The following is a 15,440-nucleotide window of genomic DNA, read 5'->3' on the forward strand; positions in this document are numbered from 1 at the left end:
CCCTTATTTTTTACTGTTGACCGATGACTGAACCGCTCCGCCTTTCCAAACGAATGTCCGAACTCGGCCTGTGCTCGCGGCGTGAAGCCGATGAATGGATCGCCCGCGGCTGGGTGCGCGTGGACGGCCAGGTCGTCTCGGAGCTGGGCAGCAAGGTGCTGCCGACCCAGCGCATCACCGTCGAACGCCAGGCCGCCGCCGAGCAGTCCAAGCGCGTGACCATCCTGATCAACAAGCCGATGGGTTTCGTCAGCGGCCAGGCCGAAGACGGCTACACGCCGGCAGTGGCCCTGATCAAGCCGGAAAACCGCTGGCCGGACGACCCGTCCAGGGAAAACTTCCACCCTACCCAGCTGCGCAGCCTGGTGCCGGCCGGTCGCCTCGACATCGACTCGGTCGGGCTGCTGGTGCTGACCCAGGATGGCCGCGTCGCCAAGCAGCTGATCGGCGAAACCACCTCGGTCGAGAAGGAATACCTGGTGCGGGTCGAATACACCAAGCCGGGCAAGCTGCCCGAATCGGACCTGAAAAAACTCTGCTTCGGCCTGTGGATGGACGGCAAACCGCTGCTGCCGGCCAAGGTACGCTGGCAGAACGATGATCAGCTCAGCTTCACGCTCAAAGAAGGCAAGAAGCGCCAGATCCGCCGCATGTGCGACATGGTGGGCTTGAAAGTGGTGGGCTTGAAGCGCGTGCGCATCGGCAAGGTGAAACTGGGCGACCTGCCGGTAGGCCAGTGGCGCTATTTGCTGCCCGAAGAACAGTTTTAAGGCAGCGCTGCGGGGCCTGCGCCCGGCCAGGAATCGCCGTGCGCCCGATCCTGCATGTTAAAGTCGCAACACCTTACCGACTTTCCCGGAGACACGATGCTGGTCGTCACCTATAACATCAATGGCATCGGGGCCCGCTTGCCCGCCCTGCTGGAATACCTGGCAGAACGCCAGCCCGATGTGCTGTGCCTGCAGGAGCTCAAGGCGCCACACGAGAAATTTCCCGAACAAGCCATCCGTGACGCCGGCTACCACGCGCTCTGGCATGGCCAGAAAAGCTGGAATGGCGTCGCCATCCTGACCCGCGAAGGGCCGGCGCAAGAGTTGCAGCGTGGCCTGCCGGGCGACCCTCTCGACGAGCAAAGCCGCTATATCGAGGCGGCCTACCAGGGCATTCTGTTCTGCGGCCTGTACCTGCCGAACGGGAATCCGGCGCCGGGGCCGAAGTTCGACTACAAGCTGGCCTGGATGGAGCGCCTGATCGGGCGCGGCGCCGAACTGATGGCGGCGAACGTGCCGGTGGTAATGTGCGGCGACTTCAATGTGATACCAACCAATCTCGATGCCTACAAGCCGGAACGCTGGGTCACCGACGCCCTGTTCCGGCCCGAGACGCGGGCTGCCTTCGAGCGCCTGCTGGCGCAGGGCTGGCTCGATGCGCTGCGCAGCCTGCACCCGGACCAGACAATCTATACGTTCTGGGATTACTTTCGCAATGCCTTCGGGCGTGACGCGGGGCTGCGCATCGACCATCTGCTGCTGAGCCCTGCGGTAGCGCCCGCGCTGCGCGCGGCCGGCGTGGACCGCTTCCAGCGCGCCAAGGAAAAACCGAGCGACCACGCGCCGACCTGGATCGAGCTGGACCCGGACGCCGTGCTCCAGCCGCCGGGCGGGCACTAGCCGAAAGTTCGACTCCATGCTCACGCCCGAACAATTCCTCGGCTTCCTGACCGCCGCGATCCTGATCACGCTCTCGCCCGGCCCGGACAACATGATGGTGCTGGGAGTTGGCGTCGCCAAGGGCCGCGCGCGCGGCATGGCTTTCGGTCTCGGTTGCGCGCTGGGCTGCCTGAACCATACCTTGCTGGCCGTGATTGGCGTGAGCGCCATCATCGCGGCCTCGCCGACGGCGTTCACGGCCCTGAAGATCGCCGGTGGCCTGTACCTGGTCTGGATCGGCGCCCAGGCGCTGCGCAGCCGCGGCGGCGCCCAGGTCGCGGCGGGCGTGCCCAATGACACGGCGCGCCAGCTGTTCTTCAGGGGACTGCTGGCCAACGCCATCAATCCTAAAGTCGTGCTGTTTTTCCTGTCTTTTTTGCCGCAGTTCGTGGTGGCTTCGCGCGGCGATGCGAGCTGGCAGATCGCCTGGCTGGGACTGACGTTTACGCTGCAGGCGGCGGTGCTGTTCGGCTTGCTCGGTTATTTTTCGGGGTCGATCGGGCAGTGGCTCAAGCGCACGCCGCGCGCGGGAATGTGGCTCGATCGGTTGGCGGGCGCGATCTTCGTGGGCCTGGGGGTGCGCCTGATCGTAGCGCGCTGACCTGCGCTGGAACGCGTTGCGAACCAGCGCACCATTGACCCTCGGACTGCAGCCGAGCAGGCGTTACAAACTGATCGTCACCTTGCTGGCCAGCTGCTTGCGCGCCGCCACCGGTACTTCGAGCAGCTGGTGTTTGTCGTTCCAGACAAACTTCACTGCCTGGCCATCGACAGTCACTGCGCGCGGCTTGACGGCCACGTTGTGCACTTTCAGCGAAAAGCCCCGCTCTGCCGGAGCCTGCGCCTTGCCGGTCTCGGTGCGCAGCTGCACTTCCAGTTTGCCGTTCGCATGGCTGCTGGCAAAGCGCACGATTTCATACTTGCCCTGCTCGAACGCATTGGCGCTCTCGCCGTCGTCGTCATACATATTGCCCTGCGCGCTGGCTACGCTCGCGTCGTGGTAGTAGTGCAGGTCGAGCTGGCGGGTCGAGTAGTCGCGCGTGCTCTGCACCACCTTGGCCATCGGGATGAAGGCGCCGGCGCGCACGTACACCGGGATGTGCGCCTCGACCGGCTTGACGACCTGCGTGATGCCGCCCAGATGCCTGGTGCCGGTATGGAAATCGAACCAGACGCTGTCCTTGACCGGGAAGTGCACTTCCTTGCGGGTCGCGCCCGGCTCCACGATCGGCGCCACCAGGAAATCGGCGCCCCACAGGTAGGTGGACGACATGGCGGTAGCATCGTCGTCCTCGAACAGTACCGGCCGCATCAGCGGCATGCCGGTCTGGCTGTTGTCGAACGCAAGCGTGTAGTTATAGGGCAGCATGGCATAGCGCAGCCATACCGCTTCGCGCGCCAGCACCTTGGTGCGCTCCGAGCGGTACACCGGTTCCGGCGCCACGTCGTCCTGCGCATGCGGACGGAACACCGGCTGGAAAACACCATACTGCAGCCAGCGCACGTACAGTTCATCGTCGAGCATCGCGCCGGCAAAGCCACCGAGGTCCGAATGCATGTAGGCCAGGCCCTGCATGCCCATTTGCAGGGAGATCTCCATCTGCGACTGCAGGCCGCCCCAGCCGCGGCTGACATCGCCCGACCACGGGATCATGCCAAAGCGCTGCGAGCCCGAATAACCGGCGCGCATCAGGATGAACGGGCGCTGTTCCGGGTAGTTCTTGCGGTAGCCTTCGAAAATCAGGCGCGCCCAGTCGTGGCCATAGATATTGTGGACCTCGTCGGCCCCCTTCTCGGCCTGCGCGCCGTGGCGCACCCAGGACGGATGCACTTCCGGCTCGCCCAGATCGCCCCACCAGCCAGCTACGCCGCTTTCCTTCAGGCCCTTGTAAATATCCCAGAACCAGTCGCGCCCTTCCGGCCGGTACAGGTCGACGATGCCGGTATTGCCGAAGTAGAAATCGAAGGTCGCCGGCTGGCCATCCTTGCCGGTGGCCAGCGCCTTGCGCTGTACCGCTTCTTGCCAGCGGGCAGACGTCGTCAGGACGAAGGGTTCGGTGATGAGGATAGTCTTGACTCCCTTTTGCCTGAAGTCGGCCATCATCTTTTCGGGGGTCGGGAAGCTGTCGCGGTCCCAGGCCAGGTTGCCCATGGTGCCCTTGACGGTCTTGCCGAACCAGAACAGGTCGAGCACGATGGCGTCGAGCGGGATTTTTTCTTCGATGAACTTGTCAACCACCGCCCGCGTCTGCGCCTCGGTCTTGTAGCCGAAGCGGCTGGCAAAGTTGCCGAAGGCCCAGCGCGGCGGCAACGGCTGGCGCCCCGTCAGGCCGGTGTAGTTCGCCATCACCGCGTCCCAGGTGTCGCCCGCGATCACTTGGTAGGTCTTGCGTCCGCCCGTCACTTCATAGCGCAAGGTGCCGTCCTTGCGGCTGTCGAAATCGAGCCAGCCGGTGCGCGGATTGTCGAAGTGGAGCGCATATTTTTTCGAAGACAGCGCCACCGGGATCGTGTAATTGAGCAGCTGCGAGGTCTTGCCGTAGCCATAATCGGCGCGGTTATACAGCTCGAAACGGTTGCCGCGGCGGTTCATGCCAACCGCGCGGGCGCCGGCGCCATACAGCGCCTCGCCCTCGTCGAGCGCGAATTCGATGGTCTCGAACTTGGCGCCCCTGGCGTAGCCGCCCTTTTCCGCTACCAGCGGCTGGCCCTTGTACAGATAGCTGATGCGAAACGGCTTCTTGTCCACCACCACGGTGATGCCGGGCGTGGCCAGTTCGATGCGCTTGGCTTTGTCGGTCAGGGTCGCACCGACATCGACCGGCACCAGAACCACCGCGTGCGAGGCCGCGTCGAGCTGCTCGCCATTCGGAATAAAGGTGGTTTCGACCACGTTGGCCGAATACGGCTTGATCAGGTAGCGGCCGTCGCTGGTGGCAAGTTCCAGCGTATTGGCGTTGCCGCTGACCCCAAGCAGCTGGCGCTCGGCATTCTGGGCGTGGGCGGATGTACTGACGAGCAGGCACAGGGCCAGGCGGACGAACGGTGCAGTGGTCATGGGTTCCGGTGGTTGAAAGTAGCAAATAAAGGCAAGCCAGAGCATGCCAGATTTCCGGCGCACGAGACAGGGTGCGTGTAATAAAATTACATGGATCAAAGTGAGCAGACGGGCTGCAGCGCCGCGGCGTCGACGCCACCGCTGTATCTTCCCGAAACATGTTGGTTGATGTCAACCGGCGACATCCCCGTTAAGATGTCTAGCACAGAGCAATATCGCTCAATCGAATGCGGGAATATCATGAAGAATCAATGGGGCGCCGTACTGCCGACCGCGTGTTTACTGCTGGGCCTGGTCACTTCTCCGGTCGAGGCTGCCACTAGCGCGGACGCGCGTTTCAAGAAAATCTACACGAAAGAATGGAACTGGCGCGTCGCCGAACGCCTCGCTCGCGCCGAAGGCGAGCGCGGCGTGAGTCCGGTGCTGGCGCGCGTGGATGCTCCGGCGCAGCAGGCGCGCGAGCGCTACTGGGCCGGCATCATCAATGAGCTCGATGCGCTGCACCCCGCCGACTTGTCGCCGGCCGAGCGCGTCAACTTCGCGGTCTACCGCGCCCAGGTCGCCGCCCTGCTCGATGCCCAGCGTTTTCGCGAATACGAACAGCCCGTCAATGCCGACAGCGCGTTCTGGACCGACGTCACGTCCAGCGCGCGCCGTCCGTTCAAGACCCTTGACGACTACCGCAACTACCTGAAGCAGCTCGCTGCGCTGCCCGACTATTTTGCGCAAGAAACCGCCAACATGCGCGCCGGACTGGCGCGCGGCTTTACGCCGCCGCGGGTCACCCTGGCCGGGCGCGATGTGGCACTGAGCTCGATCGCCGAGGCCAGCACCCCGCAAGAGACGGTGTTCTTCACGCCCTTCAAGGCCTTTCCGGCATCGGTATCGGGCGCCGAGCAGCAAGCCTTGAAGGCGCAAGCCGTGGCCGTGATCGGCGACGCGGTGCAGCCAGCCTATGCCAGGGTACTGGCGTTTTTCCGCAACGAGTACCTGCCGCGGGCGCGCACCACGCTGGCGGCCACCAGCATGCCGGGGGGCGCAGCGTATTACCAGTCGAAGATCGTCGAGTTCACCACCACCGGTTTAAGCGCCGACCAGATCCATGCGATCGGCCTGGCCGAAATGGCCAAGATCCGCGCCGAGATGCATGCGGTCATGCAGCAGGTTCAATTCAAGGGCGACCTGGCCGCCTTCCTGCAGTTTTTGCGCACCGATCCGCAGTTTTATGCCAAGACGCCGCGCGAACTCTTGATGCGCGCGGCCTGGACGGCCAAGAAATTCGACGCCAAGGCCGACCAGTATTTCGGCTACCTGCCGCGCCGACGCTTTGCAATTTTGCCGGTGCCCGACGACCAGGCCCCGTTCTACACGGCCGGGCGCGGCGGCTCTGGCAGCTACTGGGTCAACACCTACAACCTGCCGGCGCGCCCGCTCTACAGCCTGCCGGCGCTGACCCTGCACGAATCGGCGCCCGGCCACGCTTTCCAGATCCCGGTGGCGCAGGAGCAGAAAGGCGTCCCCGACTTTCGCCGTGCGTACATCTCGGCCTTCGGCGAAGGCTGGGCGCTGTACGCCGAGCGCCTGGGTACCGAGATGGGCATCTACGAGACGCCATACGAAGTGTTCGGCATGCTCAGCTACCAGGCCTGGCGCGCTTCGCGGCTGGTGGTCGACACCGGCATTCACGCCAAGGGCTGGACCCGCGAGCAGGCCCAAGGCTATTTGATGGACAACACCGCACTGTCGCAGCACGAGGTCGAAACCGAGGTGGACCGCTACATCTCGTGGCCGGGTCAGGCGCTGTCGTATTACCTGGGGCAGATGGCGATCCAGCAAGCGCGCGCGCGGGCAGAAAAGGCGCTGGGCGCGAAGTTCGATATCCGCAACTTCCACGACACGGTGCTGCAACTGGGGTCGGTGCCGCTGCCGGTGCTGCAGCAAAGGATCGATACGTTCATTGCCCAGGGTGGGCCGTCGCCGTATCCTGACTAGTCCTGACCAGTCCTGACCAGTCCTGACGCGCATGGTGGGCAGGTATCCTGCCCACCATGCCCGAGTACATCAGTCGTCGGCCTTCGGATCCATGTCAGGGAACATCACTTCGGTGTAGCCAAAGCGCGAAAAATCGCGGATGCGCATCGGGTACAGGATGCCGTTCAGGTGGTCGACCTCGTGCTGGACCACGCGCGCATGGAAGCCCTCGGCGTCGCGCACGATGGGCTTTCCGAACTGGTCGACCCCTTCGTAGTGCAGCCGGGTGTAGCGCGGCACGCTGCCGCGCAGGCCAGGTACCGACAGGCAGCCCTCGAAGCCCTCTTCCATGTCATCCGACAGGGGTGTGAGCACGGGATTGATCAGCACCGTCTCGGGCACCGGTGGCGCGCCCGGATAGCGGCCATTGCTGGCGAAGCCGTAGATCACCAATTGCAGGTTGACGCCGATCTGCGGCGCCGCCAGGCCGGCGCCATTGGCCGCATGCATGGTCTCGAACATGTCGGCGATCAGGGCATGCAGCGCAGGCGTATCGAATTCGGTGACCTGATCGGCCACGCGCAGCAGGCGCGGATCGCCCATGCGCAGGATCTCGCGGACGGTCATGGCAATTTGCCCTGTTCGAGCAATGCGCCCAGCCAGGCGCGCAAGCCCTGCGCGGTTTCCGGATGTTTCAGCCCCATCGCGGCGGTGGCCTGCAGGTAGCCGAGCTTGGAGCCGCAGTCGTAGCGCTGGCCATGGTAGCGGTAGGCCAGCACGCGCTCGGCCTGCATCAGCGCGGCAATGCCGTCGGTAAGCTGGATTTCGCCGCCGGCGCCGGTGCCGAGGTGTTCGAGATAAGCGAAGATGGAGCCGGACAGCACATAGCGTCCGGCCACGGCCAGGGTGGACGGCGCCAGTTCCGGGGCCGGCTTCTCGACGATGCCCGAGACCACGTCCAGGCCCGGCCGGTAGCTGGCGGCGCTGACGATGCCGTACTGGCGGGTGTGCTCGCGCGCGACCTCCTGCACCGCCAGGATGCTCGAGCGCTCATACGAGTACAGGTCGGTCATCTGCGCCAGCACCGGCTTGTAACCGGGCGCGGTATCCATGAAATCGTCGGCCAGCAGCACCGCGAACGGCTCATTGCCGACCACCGGGCGCGCGCACAGCACGGCATGGCCCAGGCCCAGCGGCGCCGACTGTCGAATATAGATGCAGGTGACGTTCTTCGGAATCACGCCGCGCACCACGTCGAGCAGCGCCTGCTTGCCGGCCGCTTCCAGCTCGGCTTCGAGCTCGTAGGCGGTGTCGAAATGGTCTTCGATGGCGCGCTTGTTGCGGCCGGTGATGAACACCAGTTCGGTGATGCCGGCGGCCACCGCTTCTTCGACCGCGTACTGGATCAGCGGCTTGTCGACGATCGGCAGCATTTCCTTGGGCTGCGCCTTGGTGGCGGGCAAAAAACGGCTGCCGAGGCCGGCAACGGGGAATACGGCTTTGCGGATCAGGGTCATGGCTTGCCTTTCTAGGTTTCCAGCAAGGCCAGCAGGCCTGCTTCGTCGAGGATGGAAACGCCCAGCTCCTCTGCCTTGGCGAGCTTGCTGCCCGCCTCGGCGCCGGCCACCACATACGAGGTTTTTTTCGATACCGAGCCCGCCACCTTGCCGCCCGCCCCTTCGATCAGGGCGCCGGCGGCATCGCGGCTCAAGGTTGGCAGCGTCCCGGTCAGCACGAAGGTCTTGCCGGCGAAACGGCCTTCGGCTGCCGGGGCTTGCTCGGGCAGCTGCGCGAGCAGCTCGCCGCGCAGCCGTGCCAGCGCGGCGAGCTGCTCGCGCTTGCCCGGCTGCGCCATCCACCCTTCCAGCGCCGCGCTCACCGTGGCGGGCAGGCCGAACACGTTGAAGACCTTCAGGTGGCTGAGCGAGTCCAGCGTCTGGCCGGCGCCCAGGAGCTGGCGTGCGCGTGGCTCGGTCAGTTTCGGCACGCCCAGCGCCGCGAGCAGGTTGGCTTCGTCGAGCTTTTCGCGCAGGGCCGGCTTGGGCGGGTGTTCGCCCTGCGGCGCCACGCCGGCCGCCAGCAGCGCATTGATCGCCTGCTGGTTCTTTTCTTGCGCGAAGAATTCGGCGATGGCGTCGGCCACGGTGCCACCGATGTCGGGCAGCACCCGTAGCAGTGCAGCCGGTGCCTGGCGCACCAGCTCGAAGCGGCCCAGCCAGTCGGCCAGGGTCTTGGCGGTGGATTCGCCGACGTGGCGGATGCCGAGCGCGAACAGCAGGCGCTCCAGCGGCGGCTGCTTGCTGGCGGCGATCGCTTCGAGCAGCTTGTCGGCCCATTTGGTGGCGACCTTGCCGTTCTTGACGGTGTCGGGCGTGCTGCCATCGCGCTCGTCCGCCAGGCGCTTCATGGTCAGCAGGTCATCCAGGGTCAGCTGGTACAGGTCGGCCACGCCATGAATCAGACTGCATTCGACCAGGCTGTCGATATAACGGTCGCCCAGGCCGTCGATGTCCATCATGCGGCGACCCGCGAAGTGGCGGATCGCCTCCTTGCGCTGGGCCGCGCAGCCCAGGCCGCCGGAGCAGCGCGCAATGGCTTCGCCTTCTTCGCGCATCACGTGCGCGCCGCACACCGGGCAGGTTTTCGGCAACACATAGCGCATTGGTTCGGGCTGCGGGCGGCGCTCGAGCACCACCGACAGCACCTCGGGAATGACGTCGCCGGCGCGGCGCACGACCACGGTGTCGCCCACCCGCACGTCCTTGCGCAGCACTTCGTCTTCGTTGTGCAAGGTCGCGTTGGTGACGGTGACACCGCCGACCGCTACCGGATGCAGGCGCGCCACGGGCGTGATGGCGCCGGTGCGGCCAACCTGGACGTCGATCGCGGTGACGACGGTCAAGGCTTCCTCGGCCGGGAATTTATGGGCCAGCGCAAAGCGTGGCGCGCGCGACACGAAGCCGAGCCGGGCCTGGTCGGCCACGCCATCGACCTTGTACACCACGCCATCGATCTCGTACGGCAGGCTGGCGCGGCGCTCGCCAACGCCGCGGTAGAACTCAAGCAGGCCGTCGCGGCCGGTCACCACGGCGCGCTCGGGCGCAACCGGCAGGCCCAGTTGCACGAACCAGTCGAGCACCCCGGAGTGGGTGGCGGGCAGCTGCGCACCCTCCAGCAGCCCGACGCCGTAGGCAAAGAAGCGCAGCTTGCGGCTGGCGGTAATGCGCGCATCGAGCTGGCGCAGGCTGCCAGCGGCCGCATTGCGCGGGTTGGCGAACTCTTTCTGGCCCGCCGCGCGCTGGCGCGCGTTCAGGCGCGCGAAGTCGTCCTTGAACATCAGCACCTCGCCGCGCACTTCGAGTATGGCCGGCGCCTCGGGCCCGTGCAGGCGCAGCGGAATCACCTTGACGGTGCGGATGTTGGCGGTCACGTCCTCGCCAGTAAAGCCATCGCCGCGGGTGGCGGCCTGCACGAACACGCCGTTTTCGTAGCGCAGGCTGATGGCCAGGCCGTCGAACTTGAGCTCGGCGTTGTAGTCGACCTGCCTGGCGTCGAGCCCCTCGCGCACGCGGCGGTCGAAGTTGTCGACGTCTTCGTCGGCGAAAGCGTTGTTGAGCGACAGCATCGGCACCGAGTGCGTCACTTGCCCGAACTCGGGAATCGGCGCGGCGCCAACGCGCAAGGTCGGCGAGTCGCTGGTGATTGCCTCCGGATGGGCCAGCTCCAGCGCCTGCAGCTCCTGGAACAGGCGGTCGTACTCGGCGTCGGGTATGGTCGGCGCGTCGAGCACGTGGTAATTGTAGAGGTGGCGGTTCAGTTGCTCCACCAGCCACGCCATCCGCGCCAGCACGTCTGGCGCCAGCGTCGCGCTCGTCGTCACACTCATCGTCGCCCGGTCCTTACACGAACAGGCGCAGCGCGCGGGTGGAGCCGGCCGGAATGTCCGCCGCTTCCATTTCCTGGTAAAACTCGGCGACCTGTCCCTTGATCTCGTCCAGCGCTTCGTCCGACAGCGGCTGCTCGAAGTCGTCGACAATGGTGGCGTCCAGGCGCATGACCAGCTCGCGGGCGGTCTTGACCATGAGGCCGAAGCCGTCGCGCGCCGGAGCCACGCAAGGCACGTCCAGCAGCAGGGTCAGGCGGCTGGTGGATTCGGCGCCCAGGGTGACATTGGTCGAGAGCGTAAACAGCACTCCGGCGTCGCCGTCAGGCATCGAGAAACGGCCATCCGGACGCACGTCGAAGCCCTGCTTCTCGAGCGCCCCGATCAGGGTCGTGATCGGCCAGGCTGCACCGTTCGAGGCCAGGTTCACACCCAGCTGGGCGTCGTGCCCCGACACGAAACGGTGCAGCGTACGCGCCTCGCTCATCACTTCGATCATGTCCGGCACTTCCGGCTCGGCCCCGATCTCGTCGGCCACCGCGCGCAGGCGCGACACCAGTTCGGAGTATTCGATTTCGTTCAGGGCCGTGGTGCGGGTCGCCATCTGGACACCGGCCTGCAGCTTGGTGTAGACGCCGCCATGCACGATCGGCTCCCAGTCGCCATTGACGGCAAACCCGATGTAGTGGATCGGCTTGTTACCGACGCGGCGCAGCTTGTGCAGCGACGGCAGGATCTTGTCGCCGCGCACCGCGCCTTCGAAGTTCAAGGGAACCAGGCAGTCGATCAGGGGATCGACCAGGCTCTCGGCCAGTTCGGCCGGAGGCATGCCCGCCGTAGTGCCAGGCAGCGCCACTGGCGGGGCCGACGGCGCTGGCTGCGGCGCCGGCGCCGCATGGATCGGCGCCATGCTCGAGGACGATGCCGGCGACTGCGTCACCGGCGCGGAACGGCCGGGCACAGCCAGGTCCGGGTCGACGTCGAGCGGCGCCAGCGGAGACTCCGCGCCAAGATCGAGCATCGGTTCCTGGCGCTCGACCAGGGTGTCGCCGCTGCGCATCAGGACGTCGTCGTGATCGGAGGCAAAGGCGCGCTCGACACTCTTGCGGGCCTTGTACTCCTGCCATTTGTTATAAGAGAAGACGCCGCCGACGAACACGCCGGCGGCCGCGATCAGGCTCATTTGTAATTCAGTCATGCTGCTTGTGCCTCAGTAGCGAAATTCGCGGCGGACTCCATGTCCACCGCCACGATGCGCGATACGCCCTGCTCCTGCATCGTCACACCGATCAGTTGATTGGCCATCTCCATCGCAATCTTGTTATGCGAAATAAAGAGGAATTGGGTATGTTCGGACATGCGCTTGACCATCCGGCAGAAGCGCTCCGTGTTGGCATCGTCCAGTGGCGCGTCCACCTCGTCGAGCAGGCAGAATGGCGCCGGGTTCAGGCGGAACATCGAGAACACCAGGGCAGTCGCGGTCAGCGCTTTTTCACCGCCCGACAGCAGGTGGATGGTGGCGTTCTTCTTGCCGGGCGGCTGGGCCATCACCTGCACGCCCGAATCGAGGATCTCGTCCCCCGTCATCACCAGCTTGGCATTGCCGCCGCCGAACAGGATCGGGAACAGTTCCGAGAAATGGGTGTTAACGCGGTCGAAGGTGTCTTGCAGCAGGTCGCGCGTCTCGCGGTCGATGCGGCTGATCGCGTCTTCGAGCGTGGCGATGGCTTCTTGCAGGTCCTGGTTCTGCGAATCGAGATAGCGCTTGCGCTCCGTGGCCTGGGCCAGCTCGTCCACCGCCGCCAGGTTGACCGCGCCGAGCGCGGCGATGGCATTGGTCAGGCGCGTGACCTCGCCTTGCAGGTATTGCGGCTTGAGCTCGGGATCGAGCTTTTCGGCCAGCTGCGCTTCGTCCGCGCCGGTCGAGGCCAGGGCCTCGGCAAACTGCTCCTGGTTCAGGCGCGCGGCCTGTTCCTTGAGCTGCATCTCGGTAATACGGTCGCGCTGCGGCTGCAGGCTGCGCTCGTTGCCCATGCGCGCTTCTTCGGCCTGGCGCAGCTGCAGGGCCACCTGATCGAGTTCGCTCCTGGCGTCGGACAGCGCGCGTTCTTGCGCGCTGCGGCGCTCCAGCAGTTCCTGCAGGCCTTCGTGGGCGCTGCCCGCTTCCAGGGCCTCGAGTTCGAGCCTGCCCGCGGCCAGGCTGGCGCCAACCTGCTCGGCTTGGCTAGAGGCGGTGGCGATGTTGCGGCGCAGCTCGTCGATCTTGCTGCGCTGCGCCCGTTCGGCGAACTGCGCCTCTTGCGCGCCGCGCTCGAGCTCGCGCAGCTTCTGGCGGGCATCGGCCAAGCCCTGTTCCTGGTCCATCAGGGCAGTCTGGCCGTCTTCGTGGGCACCCTGCAGCTCGGACAATTCCATATCGAGCTGCTCGAATTCTTGTTCGGCCTCGAGCGCTGCCTGGCGCTGTTCGGCTTCCTGCGCGCCGATCTCACCGAGTTCGGCCGCGATCTGGCCGCTGCGCTGGTTGAAGCGCGCTTCGATCTCGCTTTGCTTGAGCACGTCGATCTGCAGCGCATGCACCTCGCGCTGGAGTTGGCCCGCACGCTGGCGGGCATCTTGCAGCCGCCGTTCGAGCTCACTGGCGGCGGCATCGGCACGGGTGGCGCGGCTGCGCGCCTCGTCGGCCAGCAGCGCCTGCGCGCGCAGTTGCTTGGTTGTGTTCTCGATGTCGTGCTGGCGCGCCAGCATGCCGTCCTGCTCGGCGTCCGGCGCATGAAAGCGTACGCTCGATTGCGTGATCAGGTGGCCCTGGCGCGTGACGAAGCTGCCGCCCGCGGGCAGGCGCATGCGCGCGCCGAGGGCTTCGGCGGCGTCCTGCGCCACGTAGACGCGGTGCAGCCAGTCGTCGAGCACGCCGCGCACGCCCGGGTCGTTCAGGCGCAGCAGGTTGGCGAAGGGTTTCAGGCCGGGCGCGTCGGCCGGCGTTGACGATGCGCCCGTCGACAAGGCCGGTGAGTACAGCGCCAGGCGCGCCGGCGGCGCATCGCCGAAAAAGCCGTTGGCCCAGTCCAGGTTCGACATTTCCAGCGCACCGGCGCGCTCGCGCAGCACCGCCTCCAGGGCGTTTTCCCAGCCCTCTTCGACGTCGAGTTTGTGCCACAGGCGCGGCAAGCCGCCCAGTTCGTGCTTGTCGAGCCAGGGCTGGACCTTGCCCTGGGTTTGCACCCGGTCCTGCATCTGGCGCAGCGCGGCCAGGCGCGCTTCGAGCCGGGCGCTTGCGCCAGACTCGTGCTGGACCTGGGCCTGTGCCTCGCGCCGTTCGGCTGCGACCGCCTCCTGGCGCGCACTGGCCTGTTCCAGCAGCATGGTCTGCTCCTCGAAAGCCAGCTGTTTTTCTTCGAGCTGCATGCGCAGGTTGTCGAGCGTGGCGCTGTCGGGCAGGTTCAGGTTATTACGTTCGTGCTGCAGGCGTTCGCGCCGGCTCGCCAGGCTGGTCAAGATGCCGGCGGCGTTGCGCTGGTGGGCGCTGGCCAGTTCGATGCGCTGCTGGACGCCCATGATGCGCGCGCGCGATTCGTTCGAGCGCCCCGACAGTTCGCGCCATGCCGTTTCCAGCTCGGGCACCCGCTCGCCGTGCGCCTCGACTGCCATTTGCACCGCTTCTGCGCGTGCGCCGAGTTCTTCCAGCGTGAACTCGGCTTCCTCGATCTGCTCGTGGTATTGCTGGCGCTGCGCCAGCCACTGGTCGCGCTGTGCGGCGAGCGTGCCAAGCTGGTTCTGCAGGCGCGTGCGCGACTCGACCACGAACTTGATTTGCGCCTCCAGGCTGCCGATTTCCGCATTGGTCTGGTACAGCACGCCCTGGGCCGTATGCAGGCGGTCGCCGGTGGCGAAATGGGCCTGGCGCAGGTGTTCGAGATCGAGCTCGACGCTGCGCAGTTTCGCGGTCTGCGCCTCGAGCTCGAGCTGGGCCTGTTCCATCTCGCGGAACCAGCGCAACTGCTCGCCTTTCGCTTCGTTCTTGCGCAGCAGCCAGAGCAGCTTCTGCTTTTCTTCCTGGTCCGCCTGCAACTGGTGGAAACGATTGGCCACCAGCGCTTGCGCCTCGAGTTTCTCGAGGTTGGCGTTGAGTTCGCGCAGGATGTCCTCGACCCGCAGCAGGTTTTCGCGCGTGTCCGACAGACGGTTTTCGGTCTCGCGGCGGCGTTCCTTGTACTTGGACACGCCAGCGGCTTCTTCGAGGAAGACCCGCAGCTCTTCGGGGCGCGACTCGATGATGCGCGAGATCATGCCCTGGCCGATGATGGCGTAGGCGCGCGGACCGAGGCCAGTGCCGAGGAAAATATCCTGGATGTCGCGCCGCCGCACCGGCTGGCTGTTGATGTAATAGGTTGACGTGCCGTCGCGCGTGAGCGTGCGCTTGACCGCGATCTCGGCATACTGGCCCCACTGGCCGGCGGCCTTGCCGTCGCTGTTGTCGAAGACCAGTTCAACCGAGGCGCGGCCGGACGGCTTGCGATAGGTGGAACCGTTGAAGATCACGTCCTGCATCGACTCGCCGCGCAGCTCGCTTGCCTTGGATTCACCCAGCACCCAGCGCACGGCGTCGATGATGTTCGACTTGCCGCAGCCGTTGGGGCCGACCACGCCGACCAGCTGGCCGGGCACCTGGAAATTGGTGGGATCGACAAAAGACTTGAATCCCGACAATTTGATGGAGGAGAGGCGCACGTTGCTTCGGTGGCGAATGAGTCGTCAAAGACCGCATCATACCATCTGTTGCTTGCTTTTCGGCCAAGATGCGAGCGCGTGCAGCGCGCAA

General features: G+C 65.7%; 10 protein-coding genes. 4 read left to right on the top strand and 6 right to left on the bottom strand.

Annotated features, from left to right (window positions below):
* The first annotated feature begins 23 nt into the window (after window positions 1-23).
* The 3 genes from NRS07_RS12035 to NRS07_RS12045 all read left to right on the top strand — a co-directional run bounded on the left by NRS07_RS12035 (window position 24) and on the right by NRS07_RS12045 (window position 2,310).
* A complete protein-coding gene (locus NRS07_RS12035; RefSeq protein ID WP_259207177.1) occupies window positions 24-770 on the top strand; it encodes a pseudouridine synthase in 747 nt (248 codons plus the stop codon).
* Window positions 771-866: 96 nt separating this feature from the next.
* Window positions 867-1,670, top strand: a complete 804-nt coding sequence (gene xth / locus NRS07_RS12040; protein WP_259213209.1) for an exodeoxyribonuclease III — start codon at window positions 867-869, stop codon at window positions 1,668-1,670.
* A gap of 16 nt (window positions 1,671-1,686) precedes the next feature.
* Window positions 1,687-2,310, top strand: coding sequence for a LysE family translocator (locus NRS07_RS12045; RefSeq protein ID WP_259207178.1), 624 nt, complete (start codon window positions 1,687-1,689; stop codon window positions 2,308-2,310).
* Window positions 2,311-2,373: 63 nt separating this feature from the next.
* Here NRS07_RS12045 and NRS07_RS12050 read toward each other — a convergent pair whose 3' ends face one another.
* Window positions 2,374-4,767 (bottom strand): TIM-barrel domain-containing protein, encoded by a 2,394-nt coding sequence (locus NRS07_RS12050; protein ID WP_259207180.1) that lies wholly within the window; start codon window positions 4,765-4,767, stop codon window positions 2,374-2,376.
* A gap of 240 nt (window positions 4,768-5,007) precedes the next feature.
* Here NRS07_RS12050 and NRS07_RS12055 point away from each other — a divergent pair, with 240 nt between their 5' ends.
* Window positions 5,008-6,759: a DUF885 family protein gene (locus NRS07_RS12055; protein WP_259207182.1), complete on the top strand. Its 1,752-nt coding sequence runs from the start codon at window positions 5,008-5,010 to the stop codon at window positions 6,757-6,759.
* 69 nt (window positions 6,760-6,828) lie between these two features.
* Here NRS07_RS12055 and def read toward each other — a convergent pair whose 3' ends face one another.
* From def to smc, 5 genes are read right to left on the bottom strand one after another with little or no spacing between them, the layout of a single operon-like run.
* A complete protein-coding gene (gene def, locus NRS07_RS12060; protein ID WP_259207183.1) occupies window positions 6,829-7,365 on the bottom strand; it encodes a peptide deformylase in 537 nt (178 codons plus the stop codon).
* The gene (galU, locus tag NRS07_RS12065) at window positions 7,362-8,255 is read right to left on the bottom strand and encodes a UTP--glucose-1-phosphate uridylyltransferase GalU (protein WP_259207185.1); all 894 of its coding nucleotides are present in this window, start codon (window positions 8,253-8,255) and stop codon (window positions 7,362-7,364) included. The genes def and galU overlap by 4 nt, the downstream gene beginning before the upstream one ends.
* 11 nt (window positions 8,256-8,266) lie before the next feature.
* Window positions 8,267-10,624, bottom strand: coding sequence for an NAD-dependent DNA ligase LigA (ligA, locus tag NRS07_RS12070; protein WP_259207187.1), 2,358 nt, complete (start codon window positions 10,622-10,624; stop codon window positions 8,267-8,269).
* 13 nt (window positions 10,625-10,637) lie between these two features.
* The gene (locus NRS07_RS12075; RefSeq protein ID WP_259207189.1) at window positions 10,638-11,819 is read right to left on the bottom strand and encodes a cell division protein ZipA C-terminal FtsZ-binding domain-containing protein; all 1,182 of its coding nucleotides are present in this window, start codon (window positions 11,817-11,819) and stop codon (window positions 10,638-10,640) included.
* The gene (gene smc / locus NRS07_RS12080; protein ID WP_259207193.1) at window positions 11,816-15,349 is read right to left on the bottom strand and encodes a chromosome segregation protein SMC; all 3,534 of its coding nucleotides are present in this window, start codon (window positions 15,347-15,349) and stop codon (window positions 11,816-11,818) included. The genes NRS07_RS12075 and smc overlap by 4 nt, the downstream gene beginning before the upstream one ends.
* Window positions 15,350-15,440: the final 91 nt, after the last annotated feature.

The organism is Massilia sp. H6, assembly GCF_024802625.1.
Lineage (GTDB): Bacteria > Pseudomonadota > Gammaproteobacteria > Burkholderiales > Burkholderiaceae_D > Telluria.